This window comes from Enterobacter sp. SA187 (assembly GCF_001888805.2).
Lineage (GTDB): Bacteria > Pseudomonadota > Gammaproteobacteria > Enterobacterales > Enterobacteriaceae > Enterobacter_D.
Map to the genome: position 1 here is coordinate 3,940,112 of NZ_CP019113.1, position 22,085 is coordinate 3,962,196.

General features: G+C 57.7%; 20 protein-coding genes, 1 pseudogene and 1 riboswitch. Of the genes and pseudogenes, 11 read left to right on the forward strand and 10 right to left on the reverse strand.

The window, feature by feature from the left end:
* Positions 1-2: 2 nt before the first annotated feature.
* The 4 genes from baeS to yegS all read left to right on the forward strand — a co-directional run bounded on the left by baeS (position 3) and on the right by yegS (position 4,766).
* Entirely contained in the window at positions 3-1,406 is a 1,404-nt protein-coding gene (baeS, locus tag BMF08_RS18980; protein WP_072569071.1) for a two-component system sensor histidine kinase BaeS, read from the forward strand.
* Positions 1,403-2,125 (forward strand): two-component system response regulator BaeR, encoded by a 723-nt coding sequence (baeR, locus tag BMF08_RS18985; protein ID WP_072569072.1) that lies wholly within the window; start codon positions 1,403-1,405, stop codon positions 2,123-2,125. The genes baeS and baeR overlap by 4 nt, the downstream gene beginning before the upstream one ends.
* Before the next feature lie 136 nt (positions 2,126-2,261).
* A complete protein-coding gene (trhP, locus tag BMF08_RS18990; RefSeq protein ID WP_072569073.1) occupies positions 2,262-3,623 on the forward strand; it encodes a prephenate-dependent tRNA uridine(34) hydroxylase TrhP in 1,362 nt (453 codons plus the stop codon).
* Between the two features lie 243 nt (positions 3,624-3,866).
* Positions 3,867-4,766: a lipid kinase YegS gene (yegS, locus tag BMF08_RS18995; protein WP_072569074.1), complete on the forward strand. Its 900-nt coding sequence runs from the start codon at positions 3,867-3,869 to the stop codon at positions 4,764-4,766.
* Between the two features lie 109 nt (positions 4,767-4,875).
* Here yegS and BMF08_RS19000 read toward each other — a convergent pair whose 3' ends face one another.
* The 7 genes from BMF08_RS19000 to fbaB all read right to left on the reverse strand — a co-directional run bounded on the left by BMF08_RS19000 (position 4,876) and on the right by fbaB (position 12,609).
* Positions 4,876-5,649, reverse strand: a complete 774-nt coding sequence (locus BMF08_RS19000; protein WP_072569075.1) for an ABC transporter ATP-binding protein — start codon at positions 5,647-5,649, stop codon at positions 4,876-4,878.
* Positions 5,650-5,659: 10 nt separating this feature from the next.
* Entirely contained in the window at positions 5,660-6,523 is an 864-nt protein-coding gene (locus BMF08_RS19005; RefSeq protein WP_072569485.1) for an ABC transporter ATP-binding protein, read from the reverse strand.
* Positions 6,495-7,400 (reverse strand): ABC transporter permease, encoded by a 906-nt coding sequence (locus BMF08_RS19010; protein ID WP_072569076.1) that lies wholly within the window; start codon positions 7,398-7,400, stop codon positions 6,495-6,497. Before BMF08_RS19010 ends, BMF08_RS19005 begins: the two co-directional genes overlap by 29 nt.
* Positions 7,397-8,434 carry an ABC transporter permease gene (locus BMF08_RS19015; RefSeq protein ID WP_072569077.1) on the reverse strand — a complete coding sequence of 346 codons (1,038 nt, stop codon included), beginning with the start codon at positions 8,432-8,434 and terminating at the stop codon, positions 7,397-7,399. The genes BMF08_RS19010 and BMF08_RS19015 overlap by 4 nt, the downstream gene beginning before the upstream one ends.
* Positions 8,431-10,062, reverse strand: a complete 1,632-nt coding sequence (locus BMF08_RS19020; protein WP_072569078.1) for an ABC transporter substrate-binding protein — start codon at positions 10,060-10,062, stop codon at positions 8,431-8,433. Before BMF08_RS19020 ends, BMF08_RS19015 begins: the two co-directional genes overlap by 4 nt.
* 36 nt (positions 10,063-10,098) lie before the next feature.
* On the reverse strand, positions 10,099-11,253 hold the full coding sequence (locus BMF08_RS19025) for a mandelate racemase family protein (RefSeq protein ID WP_072569079.1): 1,155 nt from the start codon (positions 11,251-11,253) through the stop codon (positions 10,099-10,101).
* Between the two features lie 303 nt (positions 11,254-11,556).
* Positions 11,557-12,609: a class I fructose-bisphosphate aldolase gene (gene fbaB / locus BMF08_RS19030; RefSeq protein WP_072569080.1), complete on the reverse strand. Its 1,053-nt coding sequence runs from the start codon at positions 12,607-12,609 to the stop codon at positions 11,557-11,559.
* A 212-nt stretch (positions 12,610-12,821) separates the two neighbouring features.
* On the opposite strand from fbaB, the gene BMF08_RS19035 reads away from it, so the two are divergent.
* Genes BMF08_RS19035 through BMF08_RS19045 form a run of 3 tightly spaced genes read left to right on the forward strand, consistent with a single transcriptional unit; the run spans position 12,822 to position 16,068 of the window.
* Positions 12,822-14,111 (forward strand): nucleoside permease, encoded by a 1,290-nt coding sequence (locus BMF08_RS19035; RefSeq protein WP_072569081.1) that lies wholly within the window; start codon positions 12,822-12,824, stop codon positions 14,109-14,111.
* A complete protein-coding gene (locus BMF08_RS19040; RefSeq protein ID WP_072569082.1) occupies positions 14,108-15,112 on the forward strand; it encodes an ADP-ribosylglycohydrolase family protein in 1,005 nt (334 codons plus the stop codon). The genes BMF08_RS19035 and BMF08_RS19040 overlap by 4 nt, the downstream gene beginning before the upstream one ends.
* The gene (locus BMF08_RS19045) at positions 15,109-16,068 is read left to right on the forward strand and encodes a PfkB family carbohydrate kinase (RefSeq protein WP_072569083.1); all 960 of its coding nucleotides are present in this window, start codon (positions 15,109-15,111) and stop codon (positions 16,066-16,068) included. The genes BMF08_RS19040 and BMF08_RS19045 overlap by 4 nt, the downstream gene beginning before the upstream one ends.
* On the opposite strand, the gene BMF08_RS19050 is transcribed toward BMF08_RS19045, so the two are convergent.
* Genes BMF08_RS19050 through thiM form a run of 3 tightly spaced genes read right to left on the reverse strand, consistent with a single transcriptional unit; the run spans position 16,042 to position 18,409 of the window.
* Positions 16,042-16,788, reverse strand: a complete 747-nt coding sequence (locus BMF08_RS19050) for a GntR family transcriptional regulator (protein WP_072569084.1) — start codon at positions 16,786-16,788, stop codon at positions 16,042-16,044. The genes BMF08_RS19045 and BMF08_RS19050 overlap by 27 nt on opposite strands.
* Positions 16,789-16,823: 35 nt before the next feature.
* Entirely contained in the window at positions 16,824-17,624 is an 801-nt protein-coding gene (gene thiD / locus BMF08_RS19055) for a bifunctional hydroxymethylpyrimidine kinase/phosphomethylpyrimidine kinase (RefSeq protein WP_072569085.1), read from the reverse strand.
* Positions 17,621-18,409 carry a hydroxyethylthiazole kinase gene (thiM, locus tag BMF08_RS19060; RefSeq protein WP_072569086.1) on the reverse strand — a complete coding sequence of 263 codons (789 nt, stop codon included), beginning with the start codon at positions 18,407-18,409 and terminating at the stop codon, positions 17,621-17,623. Before thiM ends, thiD begins: the two co-directional genes overlap by 4 nt.
* 35 nt (positions 18,410-18,444) lie before the next feature.
* A riboswitch (TPP riboswitch) is annotated at positions 18,445-18,541 on the reverse strand.
* A gap of 238 nt (positions 18,542-18,779) precedes the next feature.
* Between thiM and BMF08_RS19065 the strand changes: the two genes are divergently transcribed.
* The 4 genes and pseudogenes from BMF08_RS19065 to BMF08_RS19080 all read left to right on the forward strand — a co-directional run bounded on the left by BMF08_RS19065 (position 18,780) and on the right by BMF08_RS19080 (position 22,085).
* Entirely contained in the window at positions 18,780-19,832 is a 1,053-nt protein-coding gene (locus BMF08_RS19065) for a hypothetical protein (RefSeq protein ID WP_072569087.1), read from the forward strand.
* 208 nt (positions 19,833-20,040) lie between these two features.
* Positions 20,041-20,199, forward strand: a pseudogene (locus BMF08_RS21205) (hypothetical protein); the annotation flags it as partial.
* Positions 20,200-20,570: 371 nt separating this feature from the next.
* Positions 20,571-21,326 (forward strand): HalD/BesD family halogenase, encoded by a 756-nt coding sequence (locus BMF08_RS19075; protein WP_072569089.1) that lies wholly within the window; start codon positions 20,571-20,573, stop codon positions 21,324-21,326.
* A gap of 24 nt (positions 21,327-21,350) precedes the next feature.
* A complete protein-coding gene (locus BMF08_RS19080) occupies positions 21,351-22,085 on the forward strand; it encodes a class I SAM-dependent methyltransferase (RefSeq protein WP_072569090.1) in 735 nt (244 codons plus the stop codon).

Genomic DNA, 22,085 nt, shown 5'->3' on the forward strand with positions numbered 1-22,085 from the left:
CAATGAAACTGTGGCGGCCGGGTATTACCGGCAAACTGTTCCTCGCGATTTTCGCCACCTGTATTGTGCTGCTGATCAGCATGCACTGGGCAGTGCGCGTCAGCTTTGAGCGCGGCTTTATCGACTACATCAAGAACGGCAATGAACAGCGGCTACAGATGCTGAGCGATGCGCTGGGGGAGCAGTATCAGCTGCACGGCGACTGGCGTTTTTTACGAAATAATGACCGTTTTGTGTTCCAGATCCTGCGCTCGTTCGAGCACGATGACGACGATGACCGGCCTGGGCCGGGAATGCCGCCCCACGGCTGGCGCACCCAGTTCTGGGTTGTCGATCAGGACAGACATGTGCTGGTCGGCCCGCGCTCGCCGGTGCCGCGGGAAGGCACGCGCCGGGCGATTGTGGTGAACGGCGCGAACGTCGGCTGGGTGGTGGCCTCGCCGGTTGAACGCCTGACGCGCAATACCGACATTAACTTTGATCGCCAGCAGCGGCGCACCAGCTGGCTGATCGTCGGCCTGGCCACCCTGCTGGCGGCGCTGGCGACCTTTTTACTGGCGCGCGGCCTGCTGGCGCCGGTCAAACGCCTTGTGGAAGGTACACATAAACTCGCCGCCGGGGATTTCTCCACCCGCGTCACCCCCACCAGCCCTGATGAGCTGGGCAAACTGGCGAACGACTTTAACCAGCTCGCCAGCACGCTGGAGAAAAACCAGCAGATGCGGCGGGATTTTATGGCGGATATTTCCCATGAACTGCGCACGCCGCTGGCGGTGCTGCGTGGCGAACTGGAGGCGATCCAGGACGGCGTGCGCCAGTTCACGCCGGAGTCGGTGGCCTCTTTGCAGGCGGAAGTGGGCACCCTGACCAAACTGGTGAACGATCTGCACCAGCTGTCGATGTCCGACGAAGGCGCGCTGGCCTATCAGAAAGCGCCGGTGGACGTCATCACCCTGCTGGAGATGGCCGCGGGTGTGTTCCGTGAACGCTTCGCCAGCCGTCAGTTATCCCTCAACGCCTCGTTAACCGAATCCGCCACCGTGTTTGGTGACCGCGACCGGCTGATGCAGCTGTTTAATAATCTGCTGGAAAACAGCCTGCGTTATACCGACGCGGGCGGGCAGCTGCTGATCAGCGCCCGCACCAGGGGCAACGCGGTGCTGCTGACCTTTGCCGACAGCGGGCCGGGCGTCACCGACGAACAGCTCGCCCGACTGTTTGAACGTTTTTACCGTACCGAAGGCTCCCGCAACCGCACCAGCGGCGGCTCGGGACTGGGGCTGGCGATCTGCGTGAACATCGTCGAAGCCCACGGCGGCGCCCTTCATGCTGCCCATTCGCCTTTTGGTGGGGTAAGCATTACAGTTGAACTACCGCTGGAACGCGACAAAACGAGAGATGTATGACTGAGTTACCGATAGACGAAAACACCCCACGCATTCTGATTGTCGAAGACGAGCCGAAGCTCGGCCAGTTGCTGATTGATTACCTTAAAGCTGCGGGCTACGCGCCGACACTGATCGGCCACGGCGACCAGGTGCTGCCTTACGTGCGCCAGTCGCCGCCGGATCTGATGCTGCTGGATCTAATGCTGCCCGGCACCGACGGCCTCACCTTGTGCCGCGAGATCCGCCGCTTTTCCGATCTGCCCATTGTGATGGTCACCGCCCGCATCGAAGAGATCGACCGTCTGCTGGGGCTGGAAATCGGCGCGGATGACTATATCTGCAAACCCTACAGCCCGCGGGAAGTGGTGGCGCGGGTAAAAACCATTCTGCGCCGCTGCAAACCGCAGCGTGAATTACAGACGCTGGATGCGCAAAGCCCGCTGGTCATCGACGAAGGCCGTTTTCAGGCGAGCTGGCACGGCAAAATGCTGGATCTCACCCCGGCAGAATTCCGCCTGCTGAAAACCCTCTCCGGCGAGCCGGGAAAAGTCTTCTCCCGCGAGCAGCTGCTGAACCACCTGTATGACGACTACCGCGTGGTGACAGATCGCACTATCGACAGCCATATTAAAAATCTGCGCCGCAAGCTGGAGGCGCTGGACGAAGCGCAGTCGTTTATCCGCGCGGTGTACGGCGTCGGCTATCGCTGGGAAGCGGATATGTGCCGCGTGGCCTGAGCCTTCACGGGGCGGGGAAACACACCGGTTTACTCCCCCGCCCCACAGCGCTACAATTCCCGCCCTAAAATTAAGGGATCTCCCCGACCGTCTCACCCCGTGAGCGGATCTGACCTGTCATCAGAACGAGAAAATCATGTTTAAACCGGAACTCCTCTCCCCGGCGGGAACGCTGAAGAATATGCGTTACGCCTTTGCCTATGGTGCCGATGCGGTATACGCGGGCCAGCCGCGCTACTCCCTGCGCGTGCGTAATAACGAATTCAACCACGAGAATTTACAGCTGGGCATCAATGAAGCCCATGCCCTTGGTAAAAAATTCTACGTGGTGGTGAATATTGCGCCGCACAACGCGAAGCTGAAAACCTTTATTCGCGATCTGACGCCGGTGGTGGAAATGGGGCCGGACGCGCTGATTATGTCCGATCCGGGGTTAATCATGCTGGTGCGCGAGCACTTCCCGCAGATGGATATTCACCTGTCGGTGCAGGCGAACGCCGTCAACTGGGCGACGGTGAAGTTCTGGAAAAGCATGGGCCTGACGCGGGTGATTTTATCCCGTGAGCTGTCGCTGGATGAAATCGCCGAGATCCGCGCCCAGGTGCCGGATATGGAAATCGAAATCTTTGTCCACGGCGCGCTGTGCATGGCCTACTCCGGGCGTTGCCTGCTGTCGGGCTATATCAACAAACGCGATCCGAATCAGGGCACCTGCACCAACGCCTGCCGCTGGGAATATAACGTCCAGGAAGGCAAAGAGGACGACGTGGGTAATATCGTGCATGTGCATGAGCCGATCCCGGTGAAAAACGTCGAGCCGACGCTGGGCATCGGCGCGCCGACCGACAGCGTATTTATGATCGAGGAAGCCAAACGTCCGGGGGAATACATGACCGCCTTCGAAGACGAGCACGGCACCTACATCATGAACTCGAAAGATCTGCGGGCGATCGCTCACGTACCGCGCCTGACGGAAATGGGCGTACACTCGCTGAAAATCGAAGGCCGCACCAAATCCTATTACTACTGCGCGCGCACCGCGCAGGTATACCGTAAAGCCATTGATGACGCCGCCGCCGGGCTGCCGTTCGATGAGAGCCTGATGGACACGCTGGAAGGCCTGGCGCACCGCGGCTATACCGAGGGTTTCCTGCGTCGTCATACCCATGATGATTACCAGAATTACGAATACGGTTTTTCCGTTTCCGAGCGCCAGCAGTTTGTCGGGGAATTTACCGGCGAGCGCAACGGCCATCTTGCCGCCGTACAGGTGAAAAACAAATTCAGCGTCGGCGACAGCCTGGAATTGATGACGCCGAAAGGGAACGTCAATTTCACGCTGGAGCATATGGAAAACAGCAAAGGCGAAGCCATGCCGGTGGCGCCAGGCGACGGCTATACCGTCTGGCTGCCGGTGCCGGAAGATATGGCGCTGGAGTATGCGCTCCTGATGCGTAATTTCAACGGCGAAAACACCCGCGCGCCGCACGGTAATTAGTTCAGCGGGGTTATTTTTTCGGGAGATTAGAATCGGATCACATACCGCTTCGTTCTTTATGGGTAATATCGCGCCTGCTGAAAAACATAATCCATAAATGCTAGCTGTACCAGGAACCACCTCCTTAGCCTGCGTAATCTCCCTTACGCAGGCTTATTTTTTCCCCGCCTTTCAGTTTCTTCTTACGCGCTCTGCTTCCGCCTGAGATACACTCTTCTCATTGGTTCTTTTCGAGGTAGCAGGATGAGCACCTATACATCCAGTTTGATGATTTTGAATGGCAAAAACGCCGGTGACGAGACGCTGCGCGAAGCCATCACCTTACTGCGCGATGAAGGCATCGATATTCAGGTCAGAGTGACCTGGGAAAAAGGCGATGCGGAGCGCTATGTGCGGGAGGCGGTGCAGCTTGGCGTGGCGACGGTGATCGCCGGCGGCGGCGATGGCACCATCAACGAAGTGGCGACGGCGCTGTATAAAAACGGCGGCGAAAACGCCCCGGCGCTGGGTATTCTGCCGCTGGGCACAGCAAACGATTTCGCCACCAGCACCGCGATCCCCGAGTCGCTGGACAAAGCGTTGCAGCTGGCGATTATCGGCAAGGCGGTAGCGGTGGATCTGGCGCAGGTCAATGATGACACCTGTTTTATCAATATGGCGACCGGCGGCTTCGGTACGCGGATCACCACCGAAACGCCGGAAAAACTGAAGGCCGCCCTCGGCGGCGTCTCTTATCTGATCCACGGTCTGATGCGCATGGATACGCTGAAGCCGGACCGCTGCGAGATCAAAGGCGATAACTTTCAGTGGCAGGGCGATGCGCTGGTGATCGGCATCGGCAATGGCCGTCAGGCGGGCGGCGGGCAACAGCTCTGCCCGGACGCGCTGATTAACGATGGCCTGCTGCATCTGCGCATTTTTACCGGCGAGGAACTGCTGCCGGCGCTCTTCACCACCCTCACCCAGCCGGAAGACAGTCCGAATATTATCGACGGTAAATCGGCGTGGTTTGAAGTGACCGCCCCGCACGATATTACCTTTAACCTCGACGGCGAGCCGCTCAGCGGGCAGCGTTTCCGCATTGAAGTATTGCCCGGCGCACTGAAGTGCCGTTTGCCGCCGGATTGCCCGTTATTACGTTAATGGCGTTGATAATGCCGGGTGGCGGCTGCGCCTTACCCGGCCTACAGCGCGAATAGCGAGTAGGCCCGGCAAGCGTAGCGCCGCCGGGCAAGGAGCAATGAGCAAACCATTAATACGCCGCCACCTCCCGTGCCATCTCCCGGCTGTACTGCTGGCTGGCGCTGACCAGCATCTGCGTGTAGTCGGTTTTCGCCCCGCCGCTCACCAGCTCGTCCACCGTCAGGGTTTCGAGGATCTTACCGTACTGCATCACCGCCACCTTCTGGCACAGATGGGCGATCACCCCCAGATCGTGCGTCACCATCAGATAGGTCAGCTTCGACTCCTGATGCAGCTCCGCCAGCAGATTGAGAATTTCCGCCTGCACTGACACATCCAGCGCCGAGGTGGGTTCATCCAGCAACAGCACCTGCGGTTCAAGGATCAGCGCTCTGGCAATGGCCACGCGCTGGCGCTGGCCGCCGGACAGCTGATGCGGATAGCGGTCGCGAAACGCGCGGTTCAGCCCGACCTTATCCAGCAGCGAATTAATACGCCGGTCGCGGTCAGGAATGCCGTGGATTTGCAGCGGCTCTTCCAGAATATCGCCGATGGTGTGACGCGGATGCAGCGAACCGTAGGGATCCTGAAACACCATCTGCACCAGCCGACAGCGCTGCTGATTGATGCGGTGATCGAGCTTCTGGCCGTTAATCGCCAGCTCTCCCTGCCAGTGGGTAAACAGGCCCGCCAGGCATTTCAGTACCGTGGTTTTTCCGGATCCCGACTCCCCCACCAGACCGTAAATCTCCCCCGGCTGCACGCTGAAATTAACGTCAAACAGCACCTGATTGCGCTTGTCGCCCTCGCCGAACTCCAGACTTAAGTTTCTGACATCGATCATAATCTGCCCCTTATTCGTGAAGCCAGCTGGCCTGGCGCTGCAAAACCGGCAGCACCGGGCGGCGATGGTGAATTTCCGGCAGCGCGTTGATTAACCCCTGCGTGTAGGGGTGCTGCGCGTTATCAAGATCTTTCGCGGCGATGGATTCCACCACCCGTCCGGCGTACATCACCAGCACGCGATCGCAAAAGCTGCGCACCAGATTGATGTCGTGGCTGATAAAAATCAGCCCCAGCCCGCGGGAGGCCACCAGATCGTCCAGCAGCCCGAGCACCTGCAAACGCACCGACACGTCCAGCGCGGAGGTGGGTTCGTCGGCGATCACCAGTTCCGGATCGGTGATCAGCATCATGGCGATCATGATGCGCTGCCCCTGACCGCCGGAGATTTCGTGGGGATAAAGGCTGTAAACCCGCTCCGGCTGGCGAATACGTACCACATCCAGCATCTCCATCACTTTCACTTTCGCCTCGGCTTTGCGCCCCGGATGGTGCGTCAGCCAGGCTTCGGCGATCTGATCCCCGACGCACACCACCGGGTTGAGGGAGTATTTCGGATCCTGCATGATCATCGAAATACGTTTGCCGCGCACGGTGCGCATCTGCGCTTCGCTGACGTTGCGCAGATCGATATCGCCAAAATGCATACGTTCGGCGGTAATGCGTGCTTTAGCCGGATGCAGACGCATCAGCGCGCGCCCGACGGTGGATTTACCGGAGCCGGACTCGCCGACAATCGCCAGCTTTTCCCGGCCCAGCTGGAAGGAGACGCCGCGTACCGCGTTGGTCACCGTACGCCCGTTGACAAAATCGACGTGCAGATCGCGCACGTCAAGCAGGGGCGAATTATTCGCTGCGAGGATCGAGGATGTCACGTAGGCCATCTCCTAAGAAGTTGAACGCCAGGCTGTTGATCAAAATCGCCAGCCCCGGAATAGTCACCACCCACCAGCACTCCATCATGTAGGTACGACCGCTGGAGATCATCGCGCCCCACTCCGGCTCCGGCGGCTGTGCGCCCAGGCCGAGGAATCCCAGACCGGCGGCGGTCAGAATGATGCCCGCCATGTTCATGGTGATACGGATGATCACCGACGGCAGACACAGGGGCACCACGTGACGCCACAGTACGCGCACCGGCGAGGCGCCCTGCAAACGCACCGCCGAGATAAAATCCGCCTGTCGCAGCGACAGGGTTTCGGCGCGGGCCAGACGGGCAATCGGCGGCCAGGCGGTGAGCGTAATGGCGATCACCACATGCTCCAGCCCCGGCCCGAGGGCGGCGACAAAGGCCAGCGCCAGCACCAGGCTCGGGAAGGAGATGAAAATATCGGTAACGCGCATCAGGACCATATCCACCTTGCCGCCGAAATAACCGGCGCAGACGCCGAGCAGCAGACCCAGCGGGCCAACGGTGACGGATACCAGCAACACGATGTACAGCGTGATGCGCGAGCCATAGACCAGGCGGCTGAAAATATCGCGGCCAAACTCGTCGGTGCCGAACCAGTGCTGCGCCCCCGGCGGTTGCAGGGCGTTGTTCAGATCCTGCACCAGCGGATGATAAGGGGCGATCCAGGGCGCGAACGTCGCCACCACCAGCAGCAGGAAGATAATGCCGCCGCCAATGGCGGTGAGCGGATTACGCGCCATTTTGCCAATAAAGCCTCCGGTGCGGCTGAACAGACGTTTCACGCGCGCACCCTGCTCGCTGGCTTTGCCACCAACAGGCGGATCCAGATAAACCGTCATGATTTCGTCCTCGGATCAAAGAGTTGATACAGCATGTCGGAGAGCAGGTTGAGCATCACGAAGATCACGCCCACCACTAACACGCAGCCCATCACCGCATTCATGTCACCCAGCAACAGGCTGCTGGTGAGATAGGAGCCGAAGCCCGGCCAGGAGAAGACGGTTTCGATCAGCACCGCCCCTTCCAGCAGCGAGCCGTAGGCCAGCGCCACCACCGTCAGCAACTGCACGAGGATATTGCGAAACGCGTGGTTCCAGATCACCTGCCGCTCGGTTAAGCCTTTCACCCGCGCAGTGATGATGAACTCCTGGGAGAGCTGCGCCAGCATAAAGCTGCGGGTCATACGGCTGATGTAGGCCAGCGAGTGAAAGCCGAGCAGCGAGGCGGGCAGCACCAGATGATTAAGCGCATTCCAGAACACCTGCATGTTGCCTGCCAGCAGCGCGTCTATGGTCATCAGCCCGGTACGGCGCGGCACTATGCCGTCCAGCCCCAGGTCAATGCGACCGGCGCCGCCCACCCAGCCAAGCCAGGCGTAGAACAGCAGCAGCCCCATCATGCCGACCCAGAAAATCGGCGTCGAATAACCCGCCAGGCTGATAATACGCACCACATAATCGGAAATGCTGTTACGCCGCGCCGCCGCCAGCACGCCCAGCGGAATGCCAAGACCCGCGCCGACGATAATCGCCATGGTCGCCAGTTCAAGCGTGGCCGGGAAGACGCGGATAATGTCATCCAGCACCGGTTTACCGGTCAGCAGCGCATTGCCCAGATCGCCATGCAGCAGATTGCTGAAGTAGATGCCAAACTGCGACAGCAGCGATTTATCAAAGCCCAGCTGCTGATAGACCTGGTTATAGGTGCTCTGGTCGGCATCCGGGCCGACAATCGCCAGCACTGGATCGATGGGCATCACGCGGCCAATAAAAAAGGTCAGCAGCAGCAGGCCGAACAGCGTGATCAGCACCTGGGTCAGGCGTTTTGAGAAGCGCCGGGCGCGGGAGCCGGGCGCTAAAATTGCCGTACTCATCCTTTATCTCCTTCGCTTTTCAACGGGGCTTTCCAGACTTCCCGCAGGTGCGTGGTGGCGGAGGGATGCGACTGGAAGTTTTTAACTTCATTACGCACCACCACCGAATCCACCATCTGGGAAATCGGCATCAGGGCGGGAATAAGCTGGTCGTAACGGGTCTGGATCGCCTGATACTCCGCCTTTTGTTTTTCCGGATCGCGCTCCAGCAGGGCGCTGTCGATCATCTCGTTCAGCGCTTTGTCATAAAAGCCGGTGCGCCAGCCCTGGAAATTGGTCAGCCGCGCTTCGTCGCTGTTGTCCGGGTTATAGACCAGCGCGCGCAGGCTGGAGTGCGGGTGCGGCTCGACGCCGCTGCCGCCGCGCCCGACCAGCAGATCAAATTTACGCTCGCGCATGGCGCCGTAGATCTGGTTGCCGGTGCCGGTGATGATTTTGGCGTTAATGCCCGCCTGCATCAGGGTGGACTGCACGGCGATGGCGATATTGAGGAACGGCTGGTCGGCCAGCACGCGCAGGGTGGTGTCAAAGCCGTCCGGGTAGCCCGCTTCCGCCAGCAGCTTTTTCGCCCGCGCCACGTCAAGCTTATAGCCCGGATCCGGCAGCGTGGACGGCATTCCCGCTTTAATGGGGCGCTGGTGCAGCACGCCGTAGCCCGGCATCAGCGCTTTGTTAATGCCCTGGTAATCCACCAGATAGCGCACCGCTTCCCGCACTTTCGGGTTGGCGAAGTGCGGCTCTTTCATGCTCATCGCTACGTAATAGACCGTGCCCTTCTGTACCGCTTCAACGGTGAGATCGGGGTCGCTACGCAGCGCGTTGATGTCCGATACCGCCATATTATTCGCAATATCCAGATCGCCTTTGGCGATCATCAGGCGCAGGGTTTGCGACTCCTGGAAATGGCGCAGCACCACGCGGTTCATTTTCGCCGCCTCGCGCCAGTAGTCCGGGTTGCGCTTCATGCGCAGTACGTCTTTGGCCTGCCAGGTTTCCAGGGAAAACGGCCCGGAACCCGCTTCATTGGTGGTCAGCCAGCGGTTGCCCCAGTCGTTATTCACTTCGTGGCTTTGCACGGTTTTGCGATCCAGCACGCCGAGATTGCCAAGCGCGCCCAGGGAGTAGATGACCAGCTGCGGATCGTTGGCTTTCGGCAGACGAATTTGCACGGTGTGGTCATCCGGTGCGCTCACCTGTTCATCAATATTTTTCTTGCTGAAGCCGTAGGATTTCCACACCGACGCCTGCGCAAGATTGAGGTGCAGCAGGCGGCGCATCGACCACACCACGTCGTCGGCGGTCAGCGGGTTGCCGGAGTGAAATTTGACGTTTTTGCGCAGATGGAAGGTGAGCGTTTTACCGTCGGGGCTGATGTCCCAGGACTCCGCCAGCGCCGGTTTAACGTTGGTCAGCTGATTGGGATCCAGTTCGACCAGCGAATCATAAAGATTCACCACGATGCCCACCACCTCGTTGCCGGTCATCGCCGCCGGATCGAGGCTCAGCAGGTTATTCATATTCATGCCGATGATGAGCTGATCGGGGGGCGTTTTGGCTGTCGCCGCCCCGCTCCCCATCAGCAGCGAAAGCGCCAGCAGACACGCTCCCGCCAGTGAGGTTTTTTTCATGTATATATCGCCTGTAGGGTAAGAAGTTTTTATAGGTCAGTCATGGCTGACGGTATTGGCTTCGATATATGCAAAATTAATGTCTTCACCCAGCCCCGGGCCTTGTGGCAAATGAACAAATCCCTCTTCATCCATCGGATCGACAATGCTGTGCAGATAGGCCGCCGGGACGTCGTAATCGAGGAACGGGTGCAGCAGGCCGCGTTCATACCAGCGACAGTTTTTGATCGCCCCCACCACCGCCAGGCTGGCCGCGCCGTTGCCGTGCACTTCGCAATCCATGCCGAAAGATTCCGCCAGGCTCGCCACTTTCATGGTCGGCCAGATGCCGCCGACGCCATTGGAACCGGCGCGCAGAATGTCGCAGGCCCCCGCTTTCACCCAGTCGGCGCGGCTGTGATGTTTACCGCCAAGGCTTTCCGGCCCGACAACGGGAATGGAGAGGTTTTCTGCCAGCCAGGCGTAAGAGGCCATGCTCTCTTCTTCCATCGGCTCTTCAAACCAGGCGAAGTTGAGTTTTTCCAGTTCCTTACCGATGTACAGCGCTTCGCTGCGGCTGTACCAGTGGTAGCCGTCGATCATCAGATCGATGTCCGGGCCGACCGCTTCGCGCACCGCGGCGCAGGCTTTGACATCCATTTTCGGGTTCGGCGCAAAGGACACCGGCGGCATCCAGGTGTGCAGTTTGATGGCCTTATAGCCGCGCGCCACCAGCTTTTCCGCAAAATCGGCGTACTCCTGTGGGGTGGAAAGACCGCCTTCCAGATCGTCGCCGCACATGGTGCTGCCGTAGGCGGGCACTTTGTCACGAAAACCGCCGAGCAGCTTGTAGACCGGCATGTTGAGTTTGCGGCCCATCAGATCCCACAGCGCCTGCTCCACAAAAGAGAGCGCGCGTTCGGTCAGCTGGTGCGCGCTGCCGCGCTGCCAGTGCGCCAGATCCTGCCAGATACGCTCCCGGTTAAAGGCGTCCTGACCAATCATCACCTTACGGAAAAAGGTGTTCACCACAAAGGGACGCACCACTTCCGGCGGCGCGAATGAGTACCCTTTGGTGCCATCGTCTGCGGTGATGGTCAGCATCGCCATTTTCGCGAGGTTCTCCGGGCCGGGGTGCGAATGCCCGGCGGTATCGGATACCCGCCGCGTGGGATACTGAAAGACGGTGACGTTTACGGATTCAATTTTCATGACAAGTCCTTGAGGCAGAGGTGAAGTAAGCTTTTGAAAAGCTGTTTCAGTAATCAATGTATGCAGAAAAAACAGCCAGTGCCTCGGACAAATTACGTTAAGCAGAGGTTAAATGTTGTGCATGTGCACGAAGGGATGTGAGGTTTTCCACAAAAGAATGGTGAAATGTGAAGTGGATCTCCCCTCACCCTAACCCTCTCCCCAGGGAGAGGGAACGGTCCGCGTTCGCCCTCCAGCACCGGGAGAGGGATGGTCCGCATTCTCCCTCTCCCGCCGGGAGAGGGCCGGGGTGAGGGGCCGTTATCAGGCGATCGTCACTTTGCTGTCGAGATAGACATCCTGCACGGCGTTAATCAGCTTCACGCCGTCCGTCATGGATTTCTTAAAGGCTTTGCGGCCCAGGATCAGCCCCATACCGCCCGCGCGTTTGTTGATCACCGCTGTGCGTACCGCATCGCTCAGGTCGGTGTCGCCCCCTGACGCGCCGCCGGAGTTAATCAGCCCGGCGCGGCCCATATAGCAGTTCGCCAGCTGGTAGCGCACCAGATCGATAGGGTTATCGCTGGTCAGTTTGCTGTAGACGCGTTCGTCGGTATAACCGTATTTCACCGCGTTATAACCGCCATTATTTTCCGCCATTTTCTGCTTCACAATATCCGCGCCAATGGTGGCCGCCAGATGGTTGGCCTGGCCGGTTAAATCGGCGGAGGCGTGATAATCGACGCCGTCTTTCTTAAAGCCGCTGTTGCGCAGATATGCCCAGAGCACCGTCACCATGCCCAGTTCGTGCGCCCGCTCAAAGGCGGCGGAGATCTCCTCGATCTGGCGACGGGACTCCGGCGACCCAAAATAGATGGTCGCGCCCACGGCCACCGCCCCAAGGTTAAACGCCTGCTCTACGCTGGCATACAGCGTCTGGTCATAGGTGTTGGGGTAGCTCAGGGTTTCGTTATGGTTAATTTTTACCAGGAACGGAATACGGTGCGCGTAGCGGCGGGATACGGAGGCCAGCACGCCATAGGTGGAGGCCACACAGTTACAGCCCGCCTCGATAGCCAGCTCAACAATATTTTTGGGATCGAAATAGAGCGGATTCGCCGCAAAGGATGCGCCAGCGGAGTGCTCCACGCCCTGATCGACGGGCAGGATAGATAAATAGCCGGTGCCCGCCAGGCGGCCGGTGTTGTAAAGCGTCTGCATGTTGCGCAGTACCGCAGGCGGACGGTTGTTATCCATCATCACGCGGTCAACGAAATCATGTCCAGGAAGATAAAGCTGATCGGCCGGAATGGTCATACAACGATGTTGCAGCAGGCTGTCGGCGTCGTTGCCCAGCAATTGCGTAATATCAGTCATAGCGATGCTCCCGTAAGTTGATAAGCAGAGTAAGCCTGGTACCGACCTTTGCGGAACGCCACCCTGGAAAATTTATTCAGCACAATCTGATGGCACGATCCATAACTCAAAAAAATGTTATTCTGATCAAAGATCCAGCACAAAGGTATCTAAAAGGTATTATTAACTGGTATGGTCATACCGTACCCTTTGCTTGTCATGAAGGAAGACCGATGAAAACAACTGCTAAGCTGTCGTTCATGATGTTTGTGGAATGGTTTATCTGGGGAGCGTGGTTTGTCCCGCTGTGGCTGTGGTTAAGCAAAAGTGGCTTTACCGCCGGGGAGATTGGCTGGTCCTACGCCTGTACCGCCATCGCCGCGATCCTCTCGCCTATTCTTGTGGGTTCGCTGACTGACCGCTTCTTCGCGGCGCAGAAAGTGCTGGCGGTGCTGATGTTTGCCGGCGCCGTTCTGATTTACTTCGCCGCCCAACAAACGGAGTTTGCTTACTTCTTCCCACTGCTGCTGGCCTACTCCCTGACCTATATGCCAACCATTGCGCTGACCAATAGTATTGCTTTCGCGCATGTGAAGGATGTCGAGGCTGACTTCCCGCGCATCCGCGTGATGGGCACCATTGGCTGGATCGCCTCAGGGCTGGTGTGCGGCTTCCTGCCGCAAATGCTCGGCTATGCGGATATTTCCCCGACCAATATTCCGCTGCTGATCACCGCCGGCAGCTCTGTGGTGCTGGGTGTCTTCGCGCTGATGCTGCCGCATACGCCGCCGAAAAGCACCGGCAAGCTGGACGTCAAAGTTATGCTCGGGCTGGACGCGCTGGTGCTGCTGCGCGACCGTAATTTCCTCGTCTTTTTCTTCTGCTCCTTCCTGTTCGCCATGCCGCTGGCGTTCTATTACATCTTCGCCAACGGTTATCTGACCGAAGTCGGCATGAAAAACGCCACCGGCTGGATGACGCTGGGGCAGTTCTCTGAAATTTTCTTTATGCTGGCGCTGCCGTTCTTTACCAAGCGCTTTGGTATTAAAAAGGTTCTGCTGCTGGGCTTACTGACCGCTGCTATCCGCTATGCTTTCTTCGTCTATGGCGGGGCGGATCACTACTTTACTTATGCCCTACTGTTCCTCGGCATTCTGCTGCACGGCGTTAGCTACGACTTCTACTACGTCACCGCCTATATCTACGTCGACAAAAAAGCGCCGGTGCATATGCGTACTGCCGCGCAGGGTTTGATCACCCTTTGCTGCCAGGGCTTCGGCAGTTTGCTGGGCTATCGTCTTGGCGGCGTGATGATGGAAAAAATGTATGCCTACAAAGAGCCGGTTAACGGCCTGACCTTTAACTGGGCAGGTATGTGGGCGTTTGGCGGCATCATGATCGCCGTCATCGCGGTGCTGTTTATGCTGTTCTTCCGTGAATCGGATAGAGAAATTACCGCGATTGTGGTGGACAACGATAAGAGCCCCACTCGCGGAGAGGTCCCACAAGGAGAGGTAAAATGAAATCAGAACGTATTCTCGGTGCGTTATACGGCCAGACATTAGGCGATGCGATGGGGATGCCGTCAGAGCTGTGGCCCCGGTCACGGGTGAAGGCGCATTTCGGCTGGATCGACCGTTTCCTGCCAGGTCCGGCGGAAAACAACGCCGCCTGTTATTTTGATCGCGCCCAGTTCACCGATGATACGTCGATGGCCCTTTGCCTTGCCGATGCCATTTTCGAATGCAACGGCAGGATTGACGCCGAGGTTATCGCCCGGCATATCCTGCACTGGGCCGAAGATTTTGATGCCTTTAATAAAAACGTGCTTGGCCCCACCTCAAAAATCGCCCTGCGGGCGATCCGCGAGGGGCGCCCGGTGAGCGAGCTGGAGAACAATGGCGTGACCAACGGGGCGGCGATGCGCGCCTCCCCGCTGGGCTGCCTGTTGCCGACGCACTCCCTCGATCAGTTTATCGATCAGGTGGCGCTGGCCTCCAGCCCGACCCACAAGTCCGATCTGGCGATTGCCGGGGCGGTGGTGATTGCCTGGGCGATTTCCCGCGCAATTGACGGCGATCGATGGCAGGATATTGCCGATGCTCTGCCCGCCGTGGCCCGCCATGCGCAGGAAAAACGCGTCACCACCTTTAGCGCATCGCTGGCGGCACGCCTCGAACTGGCGTTAAATGTGGTGCGCAATGCGTCCGGCGTGGAGTCTGCCAGCGAGCAGATTTATCAGCTGGTCGGCACCGGCACCAGCACTATTGAATCGGTGCCTGCCGCCATTGCGATGGTGGAGCTGGCGCAAACTGACCCGAACCGCTGTGCGATCCTGTGCGCGAATCTGGGGGGCGATACGGATACCATCGGTGCCATGGCTACCGCCATCTGCGGCGCGCTGCACGGAGTTTCCGCCATCAATGCCGCCTTTAAGCAGCAACTGGATGACGTCAATCAGCTCGATTTTTCGCATTACAGTGAAAAGCTCCTGGCTTATCGTCAGGAGCGGGAGGAAGCATGAAACCAGGCTATCTCGTCAGCCTTCTGCACCGGCTTGAAACCCGGCGTCCGGTGACGGTGTTAGGGGGCGCGGTGATCGACGTTATCGCCAGCGCCTATGCGCTGCCATTTCGCGGCTGCGACATTGAACTGAAACAGCAAAGCGTCAATATCGGCGGCTGCGCGCTGAATATTGCTGTCGCCCTGCATCGTCTGGGCATGCGCGCGCAAAACGTGCTGCCGGTAGGACACGGCATCTGGGCAGACATGGTCAGCAACGCGCTCAATTCCCACGGCATTGAAAGCGTGCTGAACGTGGATGAAGGGGATAACGGCTGGTGTCTGGCGCTGGTGGAGCCGGACGGCGAGCGCACCTTTATGACCTTTTCCGGCGTCGAAACCCGCTGGGCGAAGGCATGGCTGGATCCGCTTACCGTGCCGCCGGGCAGCCTGATTTCACTGTCGGGTTATCAGCTCTCCGCCGCCTGCGGCGAAGTGCTGGTCAACTGGCTGGAAACGCTGCACGACGTGACGCCCTATATCGATTTCGGTCCGCGTATTGAAGACATTGATCCGGCGTTGCTGGCGCGTATCCTGGCGCTGAAACCGATCGTCACCTTAAACCGCCGCGAATCAGAGATCGCCGCGCAGCTGCTGGACGTGGAGCCGGAACTTTTAGGCCCGGCGTGGCAGAAAGCGTACGGCGCGCCGCTGATTATTCGTCACGATCGCGACGGGGCCTGGTACTATGATGGCGATGAGCAGGGCTTCGTACCGCCCTTCCCGGCCACCATGGTTGACACCATAGGCGCAGGGGACAGCCATGCGGGCGGCGTGCTGGCGGGGTTATCCTCCGGCCTGTCGCTGGCGGATTCAGTCTGCCTTGGCAACGCCATTGCGGCGATAGTGGTCAGCAAGCGCGGCGGCGACTGTGCGCCGACGCGCGAGGAATTACTCCTCGCATACAAAGACGTATAAATCGCTGCGACAGGTACTGATGCTGTACTCAATGGGCCGGTTTTGTTGATCAAGCGCCACCTGGCTTATCACCAGAACCGGCACCATGTTTTCCAGCTGAATATGCGTCTGAAATTCAGCGTCCGGCATCCGGGCGCTGACCCGCGATTTTGTGCGCTGGGGATAGAGACGCTGGCTGCGGAAATAGTCATACAGCGAAACGCCAATGGCATCCACATCCTTGATGAGCGGCGCGGGCACCCAGGATTCCTCAATGGACACGGCGTCCTCATCCACATAGCGAATGCGCTTAAGCAGAAACACGTCGGAATCGGTGTCGATGGCGAGTTTTTCCGCCACCTCCGCCGGGCAGGGAACAATGCGTTTGTTCACCCACAGGGTATCCGGCTTCTTACCGCGCAGCACCACCTGCTGGGAAAATCCCCGCGCCTCTTTCAGTGAATATTCGAAGATGTTGTTGATTTGCGTGCCGTAGCCACGTGAACGCGTGACCACGCCTTCATCCTCCAGCATCTGCATCGCCTTGCGCACGGTAATGCGCGAAATCCCCGTTAACCCGCTGAAATCACGCTCGCCCGGCAGAATATTGCCGTGGGCCAGCAGCCCGCTCCGCACGGCGTCTTTCACCGTCCCGGCAAACTTCAGATACAGCGGCATGTTGTCCGCGGCGGCAATCCGCTCTTTCAGCTGTTCGATTAACTGGATATGCGCTTGTTCCATTTCGGGTATCCTGGCAAAAAAGTCCGGTGGTTATACTACCACCACTCATGGAAATGATGCACCGGCCCGATCCCCTCCCCCACTTCCAGCGTGTCGGCCTGCGCCAGCGCGGCGCTGAGCCAGCCTTTGGCATGCTCCACCGTGGTCGCCCAGTCTGTACAGCGCGGGCGCAGCGCCGCCAGCGCCGCCGACAGGGTACAGCCGGTGCCATGAGTATTTTTAGTGTGAATACGCGGTGCGGTAAAACGCGTCGCCCCGTCGCGGGTAAACAGCCAGTCCGGGCTTTCGGCATCCTCCAGATGACCGCCTTTCATCAGCACCGCTTCACAGCCGAGCGCCAGCAACGCGCGGCCCTGCTCGTGCATCTCCTGCTCGTTGCGGGCGTGAGGCGCGGCCAGCAGCGCGGCGGCTTCCGGCAGGTTGGGCGTGATCAGCGAGACCTGCGGCAACAGATGCCGACGCAGGGCGTCAACGGCACCGGGGGAGAGCAGCGCATCGCCGCTTTTGGCGAGCATCACCGTATCCAGCACCACATTCTGCACCTGATAACGCCGCAGCCGCTCCGCCACGGCTTCCACAATGTCGGTTTCGGCGAGCATGCCGATTTTGGTGGTGTCGATACGCACATCGCTGAACACCGAGTCCAGCTGTGCTGCGACAAACTCCGGTTCGATGCGGTACACCGACTGCACGCCGCGGGTATTCTGCGCCACCAGCGCGGTAATGACTGAACAGCCATAGGCGCCCAGCGCCGAGAAGGTTTTCAGATCTGCCTGGATACCCGCGCCGCCACTGGGATCGGTACCTGCAATGGTCAGCGCATTAATACGTTTCATGCCAGCGCCTCCCCGTCCAGACGATACAGCGCATCGAGAAACGCCGGGATAAACGAACCCGGCCCCTGACTGGCAGCGACGGCACGGCTGCCCGCCTGCGCCATAATGCCGCAGGCCGCCGCCACGTTAGTCAGGCGATCCCCCGGCAGCGCACAGCTGGCGGCCACCACCGCCGAGAGCGCGCAACCGGTGCCGACCACCCGCGTCATCAAGGGATCGCCCCCCGGCACCGCGAGCACACGCTCGCCGTCGGTGATGTGATCCACCTCCCCGCTCACCGCCACCACCGCCCCGCTCTGCCGCGCCAGCGCCACGGCGGCAGGCAACGCCGCACGGATGGTATCTGTGGTGTCAACGCCGCGACCGCCCGCCTGCATGCCCGCCAGCGCGAGGATCTCCGAGGCGTTGCCGCGAATAGCCGCCGGGCGCAGGTTCAGCAGTTCCCGGCAAAAATCGGTGCGGAACGTCAGGCCGCCAACCGCCACGGGATCGAGCGTCCAGGGTTTTCCCGCCTCGCGGGCGCTGTTAATGGCGACACGCATGGCTTCGGCGCGATCCGCCGTCAGGGTGCCGACGTTAACCAGCAGCGCATCGGCGATAGCGCTGAACTGCACGGCCTCTTCCGGCTCGATTACCATCGCCGGGGACGCGCCGAGCGCCAGCAAAACGTTAGCGGTAAAGCTCTGCACCACGTCGTTAGTCATACAGTGAACAAGGGGGGAATGGCGGCGGAAGTGTTGTAACAGAGTGGCGATATCCGCCGGATTTAGCAGGTCAGGTTGCATTTTTTGCTCCTGCCAGACTGCGAAGAAGGGACGCCGGCAGAGGCATCTGACTTCCCTACGCTGGCATTATCCAGATCAGGTGGTACGGGTATTTCTCAGCCTTCACGCAGAAGGGCACCCCGAGTCATTTGAATCAAAATCAATTATTTACAGTTAACACTGCAACAGAATTTAGTGTAGCCGCGGGCTGTTATCGGGCACAAGGAATTTCATAAAGTTTCTGCCGCCCGGCTTTTAACCTCTTTTAGGTATTCGTGCTTAGTGTGATCTGGATCAACATTTACAAATCTTGACAGGAGGATAGTAACGGCGCTGAACTAATGCGTCTCTTTTATAGACACAAAATTTACTATTCACGAAGTCAATCAATATGAAAATCTCTACTCTCGCCGCGGTCGTCTTAGCGGCTACTGCCTTTAATACAGCGGCAAATGAAAGCGTTTCCATTATGAACGATCGCCTTTCCAGCGCCATGCAGGATCAAGCCAATAACCATAATGATGCGACAGCGAGCCGTGTACATGATGCGTACAACGCCGTTAAGCAAGCTGAAAATGGTTCAATGGATAACTCGCACATGGGGAGCACGACGCAAGCCACACCAACCGCAGCCAGCTATGGTTTTAACGCGTACTCCGGATACTCAACCCGCCCCGGCACCTTCGCGCCAACGGCAGACGATCGCAATAATCATATTCCGGACGCCATACCCTCTGTGAAAACAGATGGCGTTCCGCAGGCAACGCCGCAGCGCGTGCCCGGTTTGCAGCTGACTCCGAAAGCGGTTGAACAACGTACGCCTGTGCTGAATCTTACGCCTGCAGCCATTGCGCAGAAAACACCGCAACTTACCAACGCTGTGCCCACACAGCTCACGCCACAGCGCGTGCCTGGCGCTATTCCGGCACAGCGTTATCAAAAAGTGCCTGTTGCCAATTTACAGGCGCCGGGCACGCTAACGCCTGTAGCCACCTATTCTGTACCCAAGCAGGCAATCAGCTATAGCGGTGCTTCTCGCCGACCGGGCACTTATCAACCTTCTGTGACCGCTCCCGCCATGGTGAAAGGTATTATGCAGTCTCCTGCAGTCGCCACACCTGAGCAGGTTGACAGCATTAATGTCAGCGTTAACAGCCTGAAACCAGATACACAGGTTAACGTCACTGTCGAAGGCAAAACCTTCACCACAACGGCGGGCGCTATTGCTAAGGTCGATCCTCAGGCGCAAATTAGCGTGCCACATATGCCGGTACTGGTTCGCACCCAATATAACGGGGCTAATCACGGTAACAATGGCGCACGGAAAGGCGAGTCTAATGGTCGCGGTGCAGATAATGCCCATTCCCATGCCTTTGGCGGACATGGCTATGGTCATGATAATAGCCGATCAGAAGGCTTCGGCGGCCATTCGCATTTTCATTAATAACCTTAGTCTGTATTTGATAAGAATACAGCAAATTACCGGGTTGATTCATAATAATCAGCCTGCTCAATATAAAAAATGCTCAAATACATTTTATGTAGCGCCCTGCTCTATCTGTCCTGTTTTGTCATTGGTTTCACAGGCGGCATGGAGTATATAAAAATATTTACCGACTCATGTGATATTTATAAAATAAGCGACAGCAATAATGAAAAAGTTAATGATGATAGCAATCATAACTGGATTAGTCACTTCTAATGCCTTTGCCATAAATGCCAGCTTTCGTAAGCAACTTGAAAAATCAGGCTGCACACAAGTTACTGAAGCTAATGGTACATGTGACATAAATAAAACAAAGGCACAAAACAAGAAAAGTAAAAGCGAGGAAACTAAGAATATCCGGAATAAATAATTAACGTCACTGCCGTCCATTCTGCACAACGGGCGGCAGTGACAGCTTGCCGCAAAAGTTTTACTTATCCTCGCGCCCCGCCGATTAAACTTACTTAATCCGAAGTGAAAATTTCTCACTTTGTCACCCTCTCTTACACGCCAGCATGATTAATGTAGAGGTTTATCAAACACTTAAATTCAATATTTACTTACCTGACTAAGCGTTCCGCATCCGGTTAGCTCATTTTTTAATCAAATCCTGAAATCTCATACAAGAGATATTCTGCCTGCCATGCAAAATGAAGTTCGACTACAGACGCATTAACTTTTGGGCAGGAGAGAACCGTGAGTATCGAAGAAAAAATTGAAAATCATATACGTCAGTTTCCGGTATCGCTGGTGAATTACCTTAAAAGCGATTACCAGGAAGATCTGATGGTGGTGATAGATGATTTGCTGCCGCATGACGTTCGTGAAGGGATGGAAACGGAAGCGCGCCGCCTGTTGAGCGAAGAAGCATTACGGCGTGAAGTGATAATTGCCCAGAGCGGTAATACGCCGCGTGCTTACGACAGTGTTGGACGGAATGTCATCCGCGAACAGGGGGAATATATTCCCGCGTTTTTTGACAGCCCAAGCATTCTCAATTTTTTCAGCCGCATTACCGGCGAAACGCTTTATCGGGTGCCTTACGCCCCGGAAGAATTCATTATTAATTCACAAAACAAAACCGGCGATACCCACGGCTGGCACTGGGATGACTACTCCTACGCGCTGGTGTGGGTGATCGACGAGCCGGACGTTTTCGCCGGTGCGCGCGTGGAGTTTATTCCCCGTGTCCCCTGGAAAAAAACCGCCACCCGGGAATGGATTAAAGATGTGCTGACGGAAAACACCATCCGTAGCCGCCATGTCTCCCAGGGACAATGTTATCTGCTGCGCGCCAGAGATGCGTTACACCGTATCTCCCCGTTAACCAGCGCGTCCCGCAGAACCGTAATCGTCTTCACTTATGCCAACGATTTAGATCTTAACGATCCTGAACTCACCCATGACTCCATGGAAACTATTTATCCGCAGGACACCCAGGCGCAGCTGTAAATAATAACGAAGAAGGAAGACATCATGAGTATTAATGAATGTGCGGGCGGGATGAATGACCAGGGCGGATTCCCGGTATTTTTTACTGAAATCTCTGACGATCTGGGTCGCTATGATGAATATACCGACGCCGCCCGGGCAATTTCCCAGGCTTTTCCTCCGGCTTCTTATCCCGCCGCGCTCGATATTTGCTGCGGCATTGGCAAGATGAGTAAAGCGCTCCATGAGTGTGGCTATCGCGTCACGGGACTGGATTTATCCGCCGCGCAGCTGGAGATTGCCCGTCAGATTTCCCCTGGCCCGCACTATATCCGCGCCGACATGGCAACGCTGCCTGCCGGAGAGTTTGATTTATTACTGAACGTTTATACCAGCTTTGGTTATTACCAGAGCGAAGAAGAAGATCTCAGCGTGCTGCCCGCCTGGTTCGCCGCGCTGAAGCCCGGCGGCGTGCTGATCATGGAACTCGCCGACATGGATCGGGCGCGTAACCGCATAGATACCTCAGGTCTGCTGGTACGTCATCATAACGGCGTACAGGAGACATTAACCATGGACTGGGAAAAACGAATTCTTACCGTTGCCTATGAAAAAAATAGCAGTCAGTGGACCTGCTTAACGCGCCTGTATGAAAAAGAGTATTTGCGGGAGGCGTTACTGGCCGCCGGGTTTATTGATGTCGGGATCTTCGGCAGCTTCGATCTTAAATCGAAAGAAGTTGACGACAACCTTGTTCTTATTGCCACCAAAGGTAAATAA